This is a genomic window from Streptomyces sp. NPDC017056, from assembly GCF_044332485.1.
Taxonomy (GTDB): domain Bacteria; phylum Actinomycetota; class Actinomycetes; order Streptomycetales; family Streptomycetaceae; genus Streptomyces.
Map to the genome: position 1 here is coordinate 60,996 of NZ_JBIRPD010000020.1, position 14,166 is coordinate 75,161.

Sequence of the window (14,166 nt, forward strand, 5' to 3'; positions counted from 1 at the left end):
CCCGCCCGTCCGCCGGCCCGGCCCAGTACGCCCGTACGGCACCACCGACACAACCGAAAGCACCCATGTCCGTGTCTGAACACCGCATGCCCCCGCCGCAGACCGAGCGCACCGAACCGACCGAGGCGGACATCGCGGCCTTCAAGGAACAGCTCGGCCGCCCGCCGCGCGGCCTGCGCGCCATCGCGCACCGCTGCCCCTGCGGGCAGCCGGACGTCGTCGAGACCGCCCCGCGCCTGGAGGACGGCACCCCCTTCCCCACGCTCTACTACCTCACCTGCCCGCGCGCGGCCTCCGCGATCGGCACGCTGGAGGCCAACGGCGTGATGAAGGAGATGACCGAGCGGCTGGACCGGGACCCCGAGCTGGCCGCCAAGTACCGGGCCGCCCACGAGGACTACATCCGGCGCCGCGACGCCATCGAGGAGCTCAAGGGCTTCCCGAGCGCCGGCGGCATGCCGGACCGGGTCAAGTGCCTGCACGTCCTGGTCGGCCACTCCCTCGCGGCGGGCCCCGGCGTCAACCCGCTCGGCGACGAGGCCCTCGCGATGCTGCCGCAGTGGTGGCGCAAGGGCCCCTGCGTGAGCCCCTGCCAGGAGCCGGGCGAAGGAGAAGGCGAGTGAAGCGCGTAGCGGCCGTCGACTGCGGTACGAACTCCATCCGGCTGCTCGTCGCCGACCTCGACCCGGCGACCGGCGAGCTGAAAGACCTGGACCGCCGGATGCGCATCGTGCGCCTGGGCCAGGGCGTGGACCGCACGGGCCGCCTGGCCCCCGAGGCCCTGGAGCGCACCTTCGCGGCCTGCCGCGAGTACGCCGGGGTGATCCGGGAGCTGGGCGCCGAAGCCGTCCGCTTCGTCGCCACCTCCGCCTCCCGCGACGCCGAGAACCGGGACGACTTCGTGCGCGGCGTCCTGGACATCCTGGGCGTCGAGCCCGAGGTGATCACCGGCGACCAGGAGGCGGAGTTCTCCTTCACCGGCGCCACCAAGGAGCTGACCGGCAGAGTAGCTGCAGGCGCGGAGCGCCTTCCCGCGGAGGGCGGTGGCGGGCGACGGGAGGGCATGGAGCAGCCGTACCTGGTCGTGGACATCGGCGGCGGCTCCACGGAGTTCGTCCTCGGCGAGGACACCGTGGACGCGGCGCGCTCCGTCGACGTCGGCTGCGTACGGATGACCGAGCGGCACCTCGTACGGGACGGCGAGCTGGTCGCCGACCCGCCCGGCGAGGAGCAGGTCGGCGCCATGAAGGCGGACATCGCCAGGGCGCTGGACCTGGCGGCGGAGACGGTGCCGCTGGACCGGGCCCGTACCCTCGTCGGCCTGGCGGGCTCGGTGACCACGGTCGCCGCCATCGCCCTGGGCCTGCGCGAGTACGACTCGGCCGCCATCCACCACTCCCGCATCCCCCTCGCCAAGGTCCGCGAGATCACCCACCGCCTGCTGTCCGCCACCCACGAGGAGCGCGCGGCCATCCCGTCCATGCACCCGGGCCGCGTGGACGTCATCGCGGCAGGCGCCCTCGTCCTCCTGTCGATCATGGAACGCACCGGCGCCGAAGAGGTCGTCGTCTCCGAACACGACATCCTGGACGGCATCGCCTGGAGCATCGCCTGACCCTCCCCCCGAGCAGGCAGCCCGCCCCTTGGGGGGCTGCCGTCAGATGTTCCGGTAGACGTCGCGCCGGTCGCCTACCTTGACGACGAGGATGACGAGTTCGTCGTCCTTGATCTGGTAGGCGACTCGGTAGCTGCCGACCCGGAGTCGGTAGAGACCTGAGGGGCCGGTGAGTTTCTTGATGTTGGCGTCCTCCCGGTACGGATCGTCGCCGAGCGTGGTCAGCGCGGCCAGGATCCGCATGGCGGCAGGCCGGTCGATGGCACGCAGCTGTCGCTGTGCCGCCGTGGTGAAGCGGAACGCGTACTTCACGCCGCGCCTTCGGTGCGCTCGGCGAAGAGGTCCGCCAACAGCTCGGCCATGGTCACTGTCGGGCCGCCTTGTGCCAGAACTGCCTCCGCCTCCCGGGCCAGCAACACGTCGGCTGCTTCCTCCAGTGCGTTGAAGTCCGCGATCGGCACCACAGCGGCAACGGGTTCGCCGTTGCGGGTGATCACCGTAGGGGCGCCCTCCTCGGCGCGGTTGATGTGATCCGCCAAGTGTGCGCGGGCTTCCCGTACGGTCACGGTGTTCTCAGCCATGGAGGCAGTGTACCCACAAGCGTGTACACACTTGAGGAGAAACGGGGACGGAGCTTGTCCTGCGGAGCTTCTTCCGGCGGTCTGCCCAGGGCCGGTTGGGCATCTTCGGGGGGCCTTTGGGGGCCTGTCGGGGAGAAAGTTCGTGAAACTCTTCACATGAAAAAAGGGCCCGTCGGGCGTACAAACCGGGCACCGGGCCCTACTTCTTGAGCCTTAGGCCCCTGGTGCCGCAAGAATGTGCGGTTTTCAGGGGTGTTAAAGAGTTGCTTACGCGGGGCGTGGTCCAGCCGCTCGCGAGGTCACAATCCCTGATCAACGGGGGTGTCCAACGCTCCGGCCGGTGCCTTGGTTCCCTTGTGGGGCTATGGCGTCGATCACGGAGCGGCGGAGTGTAGCAGACCCCCTTCGTAACCTTGTGAAGGGGCTCACGAGGGGTGCTCCGAGTGGGGGTGGATACTCGATTGCATGAGCACCACGGAGCGTCCCAGGATCCTCGTTGTAGGCGGTGGGTACGTAGGTTTGTACGCGGCACGCCGCATCCTCAAGAAGATGCGGTACGGCGAGGCGACGGTCACGGTCGTCGACCCGCGCTCGTACATGACGTACCAGCCCTTCCTCCCTGAAGCTGCTGCCGGCAGCATCTCTCCCCGCCACGTCGTGGTGCCGCTGCGACGCGTGCTCCCGAAGGCGGAGGTCCTCACCGGCCGCGTCACCACCATCGACCAGGACCGCAAGGTCGCCACGATCTCGCCGCTGGTCGGCGAGGCGTACGAGCTGCCCTTCGACTACCTGGTCATCGCCATGGGCGCGGTCTCCCGCACCTTCCCGATCCCCGGCCTCGCCGAGAACGGCATCGGCATGAAGGGCATCGAGGAGGCCATCGGCCTGCGCAACCACGTTCTGGAGCAGCTCGACAAGGCCGACTCCACGACGGACGAGGAGGTCCGCCGCAAGGCGCTGACCTTCGTCTTCGTCGGCGGCGGCTTCGCCGGCGCGGAGACCGTGGGCGAGGTCGAGGACATGGCCCGCGACGCCGCGAAGTACTACAACAACGTCAAGCGCGAGGACATGCGCTTCCTCCTCGTGGACGTCGCGGACAAGATCCTCCCCGAGGTCGGCCCCAAGCTCGGCGCCTACGGCAAGGAGCACCTGGAGAGCCGCGGGGTCGAGGTCTACCTCGGCACCAGCACCAAGTCCTGCGTCGACGGCCACGTGGTGCTGAGCAACGACCTGGAGGTCGACTCCAACACCATCGTGTGGACCGCGGGCGTCAAGCCGAACCCGGCGCTCGCGCGCTTCGGCCTCCCGCTGGGCCCGCGCGGCCACGTCGACACCCAGGCCACCCTCCAGGTGCAGGGCACCGACTACATCTGGGCCGCTGGCGACAACGCCCAGGTCCCGGACCTCGTGGGCCGCAAGGCCGGCAACGAGAACGCCTGGTGCCCGCCGAACGCCCAGCACGCGCTGCGCCAGGCCAAGGTCCTCGGCGACAACGTGGTCTCCGGCATGCGGGGCTTCCCGCAGAAGGAGTACAGCCACGCCAACAAGGGCGCGGTCGCGGGCCTGGGTCTGCACAAGGGCGTCGCGATGATCGTCCTGGGCAAGACCAAGATCAAGTTGAAGGGCCGGCTGGCCTGGTACATGCACCGCGCGTACCACGGCATGGCGATGCCGACCTTCAACCGCAAGATCCGCGTCTTCGCCGACTGGACGCTCGGCATGTTCCTCAAGCGCGAGATCACCTCGCTCGGCGCCATGGAGAACCCCCGCGAGGAGTTCTACGAGGCCGCCAAGCCGGCCCCGGCGCCCGCCGCCGCGGCCGACGACAAGGCGAAGTCCGAGGACGACAAGGCAAAGGCCAAGGCTTCCTGACCTTCCCGTAGGAGTGACGCCCCGCAACGGGCGTCACCCCCACACCACCGCCGAAGGGGCGGCTGCCATCCGTGGTGCAGCCGCCCCTTCGGCGTATTCGTTGTGGCGGCGCACGGCCGTTTTGCTGTTCCCTTACGAACGGACGGGACTACCCGGGCTCCCGAACGGCGTTTACGTGGTGGGTGAAACCTTTTCACCGTCTCGTCAACACGGAGGTGTGCGACATGGCCGACGCCGCTGGACGGCTCACCAAGCTCGCCGAGGAGGTGCTGGGAGCCCCGCTCCCGGTCCGCATCCGCGCCTGGGACCGCAGCGAGTCCGGCCCTCCGGGGGCGCCCACGCTCGTCATCCGCAACCGCCGTGCCCTGCGCCGACTCCTGTTCAAACCGGGCGAGCTGGGCCTCGCCCGCGCCTGGGTGGCCGGCGAACTGGACATCGAAGGCGACCTCTACGAAGCGCTCGACCTGCTCTCCGGCATGATCTGGGAGCGCGGCACGGCAGCCGGCAAGCCGCAGCGCGCCGCCGCCCTGCGCGCCCTGGCCAGACCCGAGGTCCGCGCCGCCGCCCGCGACCTGCTGGCCCTGGCCGGAGCGCCGATCCCGCCCAAGCCGCCCGCCGAGGAAGCCCCCAAGAGCCACGGCCCGCTGCACACGCTGCGCCGCGACAAGGAGGCCATCAGCCACCACTACGACGTCGGCAACGACTTCTACGAGCTGGTGCTCGGCCCGTCCATGGTCTATTCGTGCGCGTACTGGGAGAGCCCCGACGCCACCCTGGAAGAGGCCCAGCGCGACAAGCTGGACCTGATCTGCCGCAAGCTGGGCCTGGCGGAAGGGCAGCGGCTGCTGGACGTCGGCTGCGGCTGGGGCTCGATGGCCCTGCACGCCGCCCGCGAGTACGGCGTACGGGTCGTCGGCATCACCCTCTCCGAAGAGCAGGCCGCCTACGGGCGCAAGCGCGTCGCCGAAGCGGGCCTGGCCGACCGGATCGAGATCCGCGTCCAGGACTACCGCGAGGTGCACGACGAGCCGTTCGACGCCATCTCCTCGATCGGCATGGCCGAGCACGTCGGCCGCGCCCGCTACGCCGAGTACGCCGCCGACCTGTACGCGCTCCTCAAGCCCGGCGGGCGGCTGCTCAACCACCAGATCGCCCGCCGCCCGCTGGAGGACGAGGACGCCTACCACGTCGACGAGTTCATCGACCGGTACGTCTTCCCCGACGGCGAGCTGGCCCCGGTGGGCCGCACCGTCGGGCAGCTGGAGGACGCCGGGTTCGAGGTGCGGGACGTGGAGGGCATCCGCGAGCACTACGCGCTGACGCTGCGCGCCTGGGTCGCCAACCTGGAGGCGGCCTGGCCCGAGGCGCTGCGCCTGACGACGCCGGGGCGGGCCCGGGTGTGGCGGCTGTACATGGCCGCCTCCGCGCTGTCCTTCGAGCGCAACCGCATAGGGGTCAACCAGGTGCTGGCGGTCCGCACGCCGGAGTCCGGCGCCTCGGGGCTGTCGCTGCGCACCCGCGAGTGGCGCGGCTGACCGCCGTACGGCATACGGGAACCCCGGTGCCAGGGCCGCTCGAAGCGGACCCGGCACCGGGGTTCTTGTGTCGCGCGGCCGCTACTCGGCCTTGATGGACGCCAGCATGTTCAGCCTCGCGGCGCGGCGGGCCGGCCACAGCGCGGCCAGCACCCCGACCACCGCGGCGAGCGCCAGGCAGACGCCCATACGGGCCCACGGCAGCACCAGCTCGTACGCGGGCATCGAGGAGCCGATCAGCTCACCGGCCGCCCAGCCGAAGAAGACGCCCAGGCCGATGCCGAGGACCCCGCCGAACAGCGCGATCACCAGCGACTCCAGCCGCACCATCCGCTTGACGCCCACCCGGTCCAGGCCGATCGCCCGCAGCATGCCGATCTCCTGCTGCCGCTCGAAGACCGACATGGCCAGGGTGTTGACCACGCCGAGCACCGCGACGACCACGGCCATGGCGAGCAGCCCGTAGAGCATGTTCAGCATCAGGTTGAACAGCTGCGCGATGTCCTCGGACACGTCCTTCTTGTCCTGGACGGAGATGGCCGGGTTCTTGCCGAGGGTCTCGACCAGGGAGTCCTTGGCGGCGTCGGTCGCGCCGCCCTCCGCCTTGACCAGCACCTGCATGTCGGTGGGCTTCTTCTGGTGCGGGGTCAGCACGGAGGTGTCGACCATGATCCCCTGGAACATGGTGTTGCCCTCGAAGACACCGGAGACGGTGAGCCGGCCCTTCTGGCCGTCCTCGAAGGTCGTCTCGAAGGACGAGCCGACCTGCCAGCCGTTCCGCTTGGCGGTGCCGCTGTCGACGACCGCCCGGTTCGTCTTCGGGGTGCCGAGCCCGTCGAGGGAGCCCGCGGTGAACTTGAGGTTCGTCAGTTCGCCGATCGCCTTGCCGTCGACCCCGGTCAGGCGCTTCGACTCGCCGCCGATCCGGGCGGCGGTACTGCGCAGCGGGCTGGAGGCGGTGACCTCGGGGTCGGCCGCCAGCGTCTTGGCGACCTCGGGGGAGAGCGGGCCCATGGTGGCCATGCCGACGACGTAGTCGGCCTTGAGGGCGTCGGTCGCCATCTTGTCGATGCCCTTCTGGACACCGCCCGCGATCACGGTCAGGCCGGTGACCAGGGTGAGGCCGATCATCAGGGCGGAGGCGGTGGCGGCCGTACGGCGCGGGTTGCGCACCGCGTTCTGCCGGGCCAGCTTGCCCGAGATGCCGAAGGCGCGCAGGACGGGCGCTGCGGCCGCGATCAGGGGGCGGGACAGCAGCGGGGTCAGGACGAAGACACCGATCAGCAGCAGCCCGGCGCCCAGGCCCATCAGGGTCTTGCCCGCGTCGGAGCCGACGGAGACGGCGCCCAGGACGCAGGCGGTGCCCGCGGCGGCCAGGACCGCGCCGATGGCGTTGCGCACCACCAGGGACTTGGCGGTCGCCGCCGCGTGCACGCTGTTCATCGCGGCGACCGGCGGGATCTTCGCGGCGCGGCGGCTGGGCAGCCAGGCGGCGAGCACCGTTACCACGACGCCGACCAGCAGCGACGCGACGACGGTCGAGGGGGCGACGACCAGCGGGCCGTCCGGGACGCTGCCGAGGGCGCCGGTCAGCGCGCGCAGCCCGGCGCCGATGCCGATACCGGCCAGCAGGCCGGTGACGGCGGCCACCGCGCCGACCACGAACGCCTCGATGAGCACCGAGCGGGTGACCTGGCGGCGGCTGGCGCCGACGGCGCGCATCAGGGCCAGGTCCTTGGTGCGCTGGGCGACCAGCATGGTGAAGGTGTTGGCGATGATGAAGGTGCCGACGAACAGCGCGATGCCGGCGAAGACCAGCAGGACGGTCTGCATGGTGTCCGTGCCCTTGGCGATCATCTCGGCCTGGTCGTCGGCCATCTTCTTGCCGGTGACGGACTCGGCGGTGTCCGGCAGCACCTTGTCGACCGCCGACTTGAGAGCGTCCTGGGACGTGCCGGGCGCGGCCTTGACGTCGATTTCGCTGAACTCGCCGGGCGCGGCGAACAGCCTCTGTGCCGTCGCGGTGTCGAACAGCGCGAGGCTGCCGCCCGTGGCGACCGCGCCGTCGTCGGTGGTGAAGATGCCGGAGACCTTCATCTCGCGGACCGGGCCGTCGACGGACAGCCGTACGGTGTCGCCGACCTTGTAGCCGGCGTCCTTGGCGGTCCCGGAGTCCAGGGCGACCTGGTCCGGCCCCTTGGGCGCGGTGCCGGACGTCATCGGGAAGCGGGCGTCCTTGCCGTCCGGGCCGGGGTAGTAGTTGCGGCCGCGGGAACTGGCGCCGTTGCCGGCCAGCTTGCCCTTCTTGTCGGCGATGGCGGTGAACCCGTCGACGGTGCCGGTGGCGCCGGCCGCGCCGGGCACCTTGCCGGCCTTGTCGAGGAGGGCCTGGCTCAGCCCGGGGGCCTTGCCGGGGTTGGCGTCGGCGGCGTCCGAGCGGTGCGGCTGGATGGCCACGTCGACGCCGGAGAGGCCCTTCTGCGAGCTCTTCTGCGTGGCGTCGGAGAGGGTGGAGGTGTAGACCAGGGTGCCGGAGACGAAGGCCACGCCGAGCATGACGGCGAGGACGGTCATCAGCAGCCGGGCCTTGTGCGCGAGCACGTTGCGCAAGGCGGTACGGAACATTGTCGGTCCTGTGGGAGTGGGGCGGTGGGCTGGCTGCTGGTGCCGGTCAGCTGACCCGGCCCCGGGCGTCGAAGCCCTTCATGCGTTCCAGCACCCGGTCGGCGGTCGGGTCGGCCATGTCGTCGACGATCCGGCCGTCGGCGAGGAAGACGACCCGGTCCGCGTAGGCCGCCGCCACCGGGTCGTGGGTCACCATCACCACGGTCTGGCCCAGTTCGCGTACGGAGTTGCGCAGGAAGCCCAGCACCTCGGCGCCGGAGCGGGAGTCCAGGTTGCCGGTGGGCTCGTCGGCGAAGATGATCTCGGGCTTGGAGGCCAGCGCGCGGGCCACCGCGACGCGCTGCTGCTGGCCGCCGGAGAGCTGCGCGGGCCGGTGCTTGAGCCGCCCGGACAGGCCGACGGTCTGTACGACCTGGTCCAGCCACTGCCGGTCGGGCTTGCGGCCCGCGATGTCCATCGGCAGCGTGATGTTCTCCAGCGCGGTCAGGGTCGGCAGGAGGTTGAACGCCTGGAAGATGAAGCCGATCTTGTCGCGGCGCAGCTGCGTGAGCTTCTTGTCCTTCAGGCCGTTCAGCTCGGTTTCGCCGATCACGGCGGAGCCGCTGGATATCGCGTCCAGCCCGGCCATGCAGTGCATGAGGGTCGACTTGCCGGACCCGGAGGGGCCCATGATCGCGGTGAACTCGGCCTGCCGGAAATCCACGGACACGCTGTCCAGCGCGACCACCTGGGTCTCGCCCTCGCCGTAGACCTTGGTGAGATCCGTGGCACGTGCGGCCACTGTGGTGCGGGTGGCGGTGGGAACGCCGAAGTGGGGGGTGGTCACGGGAAGGGACTCCTGTCGAGCGTCGGGACTGTCGGGGCCGGGGAAGCGCGGCCTTTTCCATCGTGGGGGAGAGTCCGATACGCCAACGTCAGCCCCAGAGGGGGTCCTGGGGCATGCCTGCGAGGTAGGCGCCAGGACACCGGTCATCCCTGGGTATGACGGCGACCCTGAGGCGGCAGGGCGCGGAGGGGGCGCTCGCGGGGGCGTGTGCACGGCGTCGAGTTTCCGTCAATCGGGACACGGGTGCCCGCGGCCGCCGGAACGGCAGGGGTGGGCCGCAGGCATGTGCCCAAGGCCCGTACCAGCCGCTGATGACCCCTCAGTTGCCAATAAAATAAGACAACCTCGGGAAGACGGGCCCCTGTTCAGACGGTGCTGCGGGCTAGGCTCGTGCTGCCCCCTTTGAGGCGGCATGGGGGATCCCAGGCCCGGATGGTGGAATGCAGACACGGCGAGCTTAAACCTCGCTGGCCTTCGGGCCGTGCCGGTTCAAGTCCGGCTCCGGGCACAGCACATGAAGGCCGGGCGCCGGGACGGGGCGGGACCGGATGCGTCAGCGCGGCCGTTCCTGATCGTACGACCGGTGCGCGTCCCCGTCACCGGTCTTGACGCCGTCACTGCCGTCACCGCCGCCGTCGGCACCGCCGAGCACCGTACCGCCGAGCACCGCGCCGTCGGATGCCGCGCCGCCGGGCGGCCAGACCGGGCGGACCTCCGGCGGGACGGCGGCCAGCGCGTGGCCCACGGTCGGGAAGCAGGACAGCGCCTCCACGGCACGGGTGACCAGGAGGACGTGCAGGACGCGCACGCCCAGCGAGGCGAGCAGCAGCCGCCCCTGCATGCGCCGGCACAGCCACTCCAGGGCGAGCAGGCAGTTCAGGCCCCGGGAGTCGCAGAAGCGCAGCGCGGTGAGGTCCAGCACCAGGAACCGGTGCCCGGCCGCGATCACGGCCCCGGACTCGTCCAGGAACTCCCGCTCCGCGTGCACGTCCAGCTCCCCGGCCACCCGGAGCACCGCGCACTCCCCGGCGTCGACGACCGTGGTGATCGTCAGGTTCCGCCTGCCTTGGGACATCGCTCCTCCACGTGTGCGCCCGGACGCGGCCGGCCTCCCGGGACGGGGCAGCCGCCTCGGCCCAGTGTGCCGGGCGGGCCGTCCGTCCTGGCGGCGCCCGTTCGCGCCGGTGCGGCGCACGGTGCGAATGCGCATGGCTGTAGATAGCGCAAGCATTTCCAGGGGGGAAACGCTGGTGCTGCAAATGGTCGCACTTCGGACCCGAACAGATATATCACATGGCACCGTGTGTTCGATCACATACGGCGCGGTAGACATCCGGTGTCACATTTCTGCGCACGAGGAGAGAAAGCATGCGCAAGTTCATCGGTCGTACCGCCGGCTCGGTCGCCATCGCCGCCCTTGCCATCGTCCCGCTCTCGGGCATGGCCTCCGCCGCGTCCTGGGGGGACGACGCGCCGCGCCTCACCGCCGGTAACAACTGCGGTGCCAAGTACGGCAAGTTCCGTTGTGACCGCGTGCACAAGGAGCACAACGAGTACAACGACAACAAGGCGTACACGTACAACGACAACGACACGTACAAGTTCAAGTTCAAGAAGAACGTCACCAAGGTCGGCCTGGCGATCGGCAACGTCGAGCAGTGAGCCGGCTTTCTCGGGACGGCCGGCGCGGCGCGCCACCGACCCGCTGAGACCAGGGAAAGGCCCCGTGTGTCGCGGGGCCTTTCCTGCTGCCCGGCACCGCCCGGGCCTTTCAGGGGCGGCTGCGGAACGGCGGCCCGGTATCCGTGTACGGAATTGTGGCAGAGGTATTCGCGACCCGCATGCCGTGCGGAGCGGACGGCCGTTGCGTTGTCCGTGCAATGGTCTTCGCACAAAAGTGCCCCGCAGGGCAGTCGGCCTCTGCGGGGTTTTTGCCATGCCCACTCCCAGGCACTCGGCAGTGCGGTGATATGTGTCTACGGTTTCGTGGCATTCGGGTGAACCGGCGAAACTGAACTGGCGGACACGAGTTGTCCAGGACGCTCCGGAAACGGGCACTCCGCTTCGAGAAGGGTGAATCGTGATCAAGAAGTTCCTGGCCACGACGGCCGTAGCTGCGTCCATCGTCGGCGTCTCGGCCATGGCGGCTCCGCAGGCCATGGCGGTCGGTGATGGGCGCGGCACGTCGACGGCCAACGGCAACGGCGCGGCTCAGGCGTTCGGCAACTCCGACACCGAGGGTGACATGTCCCCTCAGCTGAGCCTGATCGAGGGCACGCTCAACAAGCCCTGCATCGGCATCCCGATCACCAACGTCCAGAACATCGTGGCCCTGGTCAACATCGGCGTACAGGACATCCTGTCCTCGGACCAGAACCAGCAGTGTGTCGAGAACTCGACCGAGACCCAGGGTGACCAGGCGCTGTCGCACATCATCGACAAGCTCCCGCTGCTGTCCGAAAACGGCGTCAACAACAGCTGAACCGGACCGTCGCAAAAGGCCCGGGACGTCGGTTCTCTCCTCCTGAACGACCCGGGCCTTAGCGCTTTGTGAAAAAGCGCAAAGCTGTACCCGCATTACCCCACTCTTCTATACCGGCCCGCGCTGAACCATCCGGGCGATTCCTCGTGAAAATCGACTTCGCAAGGGTTTCGTCGGCGCGGCCGAATCGTTACGAATATTGGTAGCGGTGTTACGGGCAATCGTGAGGGCGCCCGTGCGGCACGAAGGACGTGACCGTTTCGGACTCCGCTGCGGAAAGGGCTGAAAGTGAAGTACGCGAAGGTTGCCGCAGTCGCTGCTGGAACGCTCATGGTGGCCGGGGCCGCCGCTCCGGCGTTCGCCGACGCGGGTACCTCGGGCGCCGCCCAGAACTCTCCCGGCGTCCTCTCCGGCAACGTCCTCCAGATTCCGATCCACATCCCGGTCAACCTCTGCGGGAACTCGATCGACATCATCGGGCTGCTGAACCCGGCGTTCGGCAACACCTGCGTCAACGACTGACGTACCGCGTCGGACGGGTAGCAGAGGATGAAGCGAAAGGCCCCGGCGCGCCAGCCAAGCGTGCCGGGGCCGCTCGCCGTCCGAGGGGCCGGGCAGGGCGCGAAGCCGTCGGTGTTTCCCTTTTGGGCCGGTCTCGTTAATCACTGAAACAAAGCGGTGATCCGGGCAGTGCCGGTAATGGGAGCGCGGTGCGCTACCGCGGTGACATCACCGCTCAGGAAAGGACAGCTGAAAAGTGAAGTACGCGAAGACCGCTGTGTTTCTGGCCGGTTCCGCCATGGCTCTGGCCGCGGCGTCGCCCGCTTTCGCCGGCGCCCCGGGGAAGGTGCCGAGTTTCAGCCTGAACGGTGGCCTTGCGGACGCCCTGACCAACAAGCAGCTGGACGGCCGGCAACTCGACCCGGTGGTCAAGACCGTCGAGAACACGACCACCGAACTGCAGGAGTCCCGCGCCACCGCGAAATTGCTGCACACCGTCGGGGGTGTCACCGAATCGACGCCGCCGCTCAAGGGCGTCGAGGTGGCAAAGCCGTCCGGCAGGTAGATGTCGCCGCCGTGTGGTGCGGCGGGCGGGGCGCGGCCGATTCCCGGGGCGTCGCGAAAGGACCGGACGGCAGGTGAGACAGCCGCCGCGAACACGGCCGTCCCGGTCGGTTGTGCGCCAAATCATTTGAGTGATGTAGCAAAACCAAGCTCGTCACACCGAGTTGTTCAGACTGCCCCGGGTAAAGGGCATCCCGAAACGCGAAGGATCAAACATGATCAAGAAGGCGCTGGCAACAGCGGTCACGGCTGCTTCCTTTGTCGGTATCGCGGCCGCCGCCGCCCCGCAGGCGGCGGCCGTCGGTGACGGCCGTAGCGTCAGCACGATCAACGGCAACGGTGCGGCCCAGAGCTACGGCAACTTCCACACGGAGGGGGACATGAGCCCGCAGTTCGCGCTCATCCAGGGGTCCTTCAACAAGCCCTGCATCGCGCTGCCGGTCCAGGACGTGCAGAACATCGTGTCCCTGGTCAATGTCGGTGTGCAGGACCTGCTGTCCTCGGACCAGACCCAGACGTGCACCGAGAATTCGTCCCAGGTCCAGGGTGACGGGCCGCTGTCGCACCTCATCGACAAGCTCCCGGTGCTGTCAGGGAACGGCACCAACAACGAGTGAGCCACTCCGTCGCTGCGTGACCGGGGCCGGGGCCCGTGGTGCCGCCGACCGGCGCCACGGGCCCTTTGCCGCCTTTTCTCGCGTATCGCGGCCACGAGGGCGGCGGGCCCGCGGGAGATCCTGCGCTTTCGGAATTCGGCGTACCAGGAGAATCAACTCCGTAACCGGCCCCCGGCGGCCGGCTCGGAAGAGTGGAATAACAGGTCCGTGAACTGGAATGTCGATCTGTTCGGGTGATGATGCGCAACTTTCCCGGCCGTGGCGGGTTGTTGCTTACAGGGCTCCCTTCGTCGTGGGAGTTCATTTCCTGAAGGGGTTTCGAGATGAACAAGATGATGGCGAGCGTGGCGGTTGCCGCGTCTCTGATCGGTATCTCCGCGGCTGCGACTCCGCAGGCCATGGCGGTGGGGGACGACCGCAGGACCGGGACTGCCAACGGCAACCACTCGGCCCAGGCGTTCGGCAACGGCGGTACCGAGGGCGACATGAGCCCGGACGCCACGCTCATCGGCGACTCGCTGAACAAGCTGTGCATCGGCGTACCGATCACCAACGTGCAGAACATCGTGGCCCTGGTCAACATCGGCGTGCAGGACATCCTGTCCTCGGACCAGAACCAGCAGTGTGTCGAGAACTCGACGGAGGCCCAGGAGGACCAGGCACTGTCGCACCTCATCGACAAGCTGCCGCTGCTCTCCCAGAACGGCACGAACAACCAGTGATCCGTTGACGGCCGGGCACCGGCCGGAGCGAACCGCCGAGGGACCGCGCGCCACCCGCGTGCGGTCCCTCGGCGGCGTCCGGGCACCTTCGCGGTGCCCTGTACGTCCTACAGGGAGATCCACCGGACGCCGTCGTTCGTGTGCGGGATTGCTCACCCGTGATCCGGGTGAAGATCCTGCTCAAGAACTAGAACGTCCTTTTGCCAAGCTATTACCCTTGTGGGAA

General features: G+C 69.3%; 15 protein-coding genes and 1 tRNA gene. 11 read left to right on the forward strand and 5 right to left on the reverse strand.

Going from position 1 to position 14,166, the window contains the following annotated elements:
• Positions 1-65 precede the first annotated feature (65 nt).
• A complete protein-coding gene (locus tag ACH4OW_RS30540) occupies positions 66-623 on the forward strand; it encodes a DUF501 domain-containing protein (RefSeq protein ID WP_360127090.1) in 558 nt (185 codons plus the stop codon).
• A complete protein-coding gene (locus tag ACH4OW_RS30545) occupies positions 620-1,615 on the forward strand; it encodes an exopolyphosphatase (RefSeq protein WP_398031031.1) in 996 nt (331 codons plus the stop codon). The genes ACH4OW_RS30540 and ACH4OW_RS30545 overlap by 4 nt, the downstream gene beginning before the upstream one ends.
• Before the next feature lie 42 nt (positions 1,616-1,657).
• Here the strand turns inward: ACH4OW_RS30545 and ACH4OW_RS30550 are convergent, their stop codons facing one another.
• Positions 1,658-1,927 carry a type II toxin-antitoxin system RelE/ParE family toxin gene (locus ACH4OW_RS30550; protein ID WP_398031032.1) on the reverse strand — a complete coding sequence of 90 codons (270 nt, stop codon included), beginning with the start codon at positions 1,925-1,927 and terminating at the stop codon, positions 1,658-1,660.
• Positions 1,924-2,196: a type II toxin-antitoxin system Phd/YefM family antitoxin gene (locus ACH4OW_RS30555; RefSeq protein ID WP_398031034.1), complete on the reverse strand. Its 273-nt coding sequence runs from the start codon at positions 2,194-2,196 to the stop codon at positions 1,924-1,926. Before ACH4OW_RS30555 ends, ACH4OW_RS30550 begins: the two co-directional genes overlap by 4 nt.
• 465 nt (positions 2,197-2,661) lie before the next feature.
• Between ACH4OW_RS30555 and ACH4OW_RS30560 the strand changes: the two genes are divergently transcribed.
• Both ACH4OW_RS30560 and ACH4OW_RS30565 read left to right on the forward strand, forming a co-directional pair.
• Positions 2,662-4,068 (forward strand): NAD(P)/FAD-dependent oxidoreductase, encoded by a 1,407-nt coding sequence (locus ACH4OW_RS30560; RefSeq protein ID WP_360127064.1) that lies wholly within the window; start codon positions 2,662-2,664, stop codon positions 4,066-4,068.
• 224 nt (positions 4,069-4,292) lie between these two features.
• On the forward strand, positions 4,293-5,603 hold the full coding sequence (locus ACH4OW_RS30565) for a class I SAM-dependent methyltransferase (RefSeq protein ID WP_398031036.1): 1,311 nt from the start codon (positions 4,293-4,295) through the stop codon (positions 5,601-5,603).
• 81 nt (positions 5,604-5,684) lie between these two features.
• On the opposite strand, the gene ACH4OW_RS30570 is transcribed toward ACH4OW_RS30565, so the two are convergent.
• Both ACH4OW_RS30570 and ACH4OW_RS30575 read right to left on the reverse strand, forming a co-directional pair.
• Positions 5,685-8,228: an ABC transporter permease gene (locus ACH4OW_RS30570; protein WP_398031038.1), complete on the reverse strand. Its 2,544-nt coding sequence runs from the start codon at positions 8,226-8,228 to the stop codon at positions 5,685-5,687.
• Positions 8,229-8,274: 46 nt separating this feature from the next.
• Complete coding sequence (locus ACH4OW_RS30575) at positions 8,275-9,054, reverse strand: ABC transporter ATP-binding protein (protein WP_360127055.1); 780 nt, start codon at positions 9,052-9,054, stop codon at positions 8,275-8,277.
• Positions 9,055-9,480: 426 nt separating this feature from the next.
• On the opposite strand from ACH4OW_RS30575, the gene ACH4OW_RS30580 reads away from it, so the two are divergent.
• Positions 9,481-9,562: transfer RNA gene (locus ACH4OW_RS30580), tRNA-Leu, on the forward strand.
• Between the two features lie 45 nt (positions 9,563-9,607).
• Here the strand turns inward: ACH4OW_RS30580 and ACH4OW_RS30585 are convergent.
• Complete coding sequence (locus ACH4OW_RS30585; RefSeq protein WP_360127052.1) at positions 9,608-10,129, reverse strand: STAS domain-containing protein; 522 nt, start codon at positions 10,127-10,129, stop codon at positions 9,608-9,610.
• A gap of 293 nt (positions 10,130-10,422) precedes the next feature.
• Between ACH4OW_RS30585 and ACH4OW_RS30590 the strand changes: the two genes are divergently transcribed.
• From ACH4OW_RS30590 to ACH4OW_RS30615, 6 genes are all read left to right on the forward strand, one after another.
• A complete protein-coding gene (locus ACH4OW_RS30590) occupies positions 10,423-10,716 on the forward strand; it encodes a hypothetical protein (protein ID WP_360127049.1) in 294 nt (97 codons plus the stop codon).
• A gap of 418 nt (positions 10,717-11,134) precedes the next feature.
• Positions 11,135-11,536, forward strand: a complete 402-nt coding sequence (locus tag ACH4OW_RS30595; RefSeq protein ID WP_360127046.1) for a rodlin — start codon at positions 11,135-11,137, stop codon at positions 11,534-11,536.
• A gap of 288 nt (positions 11,537-11,824) precedes the next feature.
• Positions 11,825-12,058, forward strand: a complete 234-nt coding sequence (locus ACH4OW_RS30600) for a chaplin (RefSeq protein ID WP_360127043.1) — start codon at positions 11,825-11,827, stop codon at positions 12,056-12,058.
• Between the two features lie 235 nt (positions 12,059-12,293).
• Positions 12,294-12,602, forward strand: coding sequence for a hypothetical protein (locus ACH4OW_RS30605; protein WP_360127041.1), 309 nt, complete (start codon positions 12,294-12,296; stop codon positions 12,600-12,602).
• Positions 12,603-12,816: 214 nt separating this feature from the next.
• Positions 12,817-13,218, forward strand: a complete 402-nt coding sequence (locus ACH4OW_RS30610; RefSeq protein WP_360127038.1) for a rodlin — start codon at positions 12,817-12,819, stop codon at positions 13,216-13,218.
• A 323-nt stretch (positions 13,219-13,541) separates the two neighbouring features.
• Positions 13,542-13,940, forward strand: a complete 399-nt coding sequence (locus ACH4OW_RS30615; RefSeq protein WP_360127035.1) for a rodlin — start codon at positions 13,542-13,544, stop codon at positions 13,938-13,940.
• Positions 13,941-14,166 lie beyond the last annotated feature (226 nt).

What these genes read in the sequence shown, in the direction of transcription:
- ACH4OW_RS30540 (WP_360127090.1), top strand. Translation starts at nt 66, where the DNA reads ATGTCCGTGTCTGAACACCGCATGCCCCCGCCGCAGACCGAGCGCACC.
- ACH4OW_RS30555 (WP_398031034.1), bottom strand. Translation starts at nt 2,196, where the DNA reads ATGGCTGAGAACACCGTGACCGTACGGGAAGCCCGCGCACACTTGGCG.
- ACH4OW_RS30560 (WP_360127064.1), top strand. Translation starts at nt 2,662, where the DNA reads ATGAGCACCACGGAGCGTCCCAGGATCCTCGTTGTAGGCGGTGGGTAC.
- ACH4OW_RS30565 (WP_398031036.1), top strand. Translation starts at nt 4,293, where the DNA reads ATGGCCGACGCCGCTGGACGGCTCACCAAGCTCGCCGAGGAGGTGCTG.
- ACH4OW_RS30570 (WP_398031038.1), bottom strand. Translation starts at nt 8,228, where the DNA reads ATGTTCCGTACCGCCTTGCGCAACGTGCTCGCGCACAAGGCCCGGCTG.
- ACH4OW_RS30585 (WP_360127052.1), bottom strand. Translation starts at nt 10,129, where the DNA reads ATGTCCCAAGGCAGGCGGAACCTGACGATCACCACGGTCGTCGACGCC.
- ACH4OW_RS30590 (WP_360127049.1), top strand. Translation starts at nt 10,423, where the DNA reads ATGCGCAAGTTCATCGGTCGTACCGCCGGCTCGGTCGCCATCGCCGCC.
- ACH4OW_RS30610 (WP_360127038.1), top strand. Translation starts at nt 12,817, where the DNA reads ATGATCAAGAAGGCGCTGGCAACAGCGGTCACGGCTGCTTCCTTTGTC.
- ACH4OW_RS30615 (WP_360127035.1), top strand. Translation starts at nt 13,542, where the DNA reads ATGAACAAGATGATGGCGAGCGTGGCGGTTGCCGCGTCTCTGATCGGT.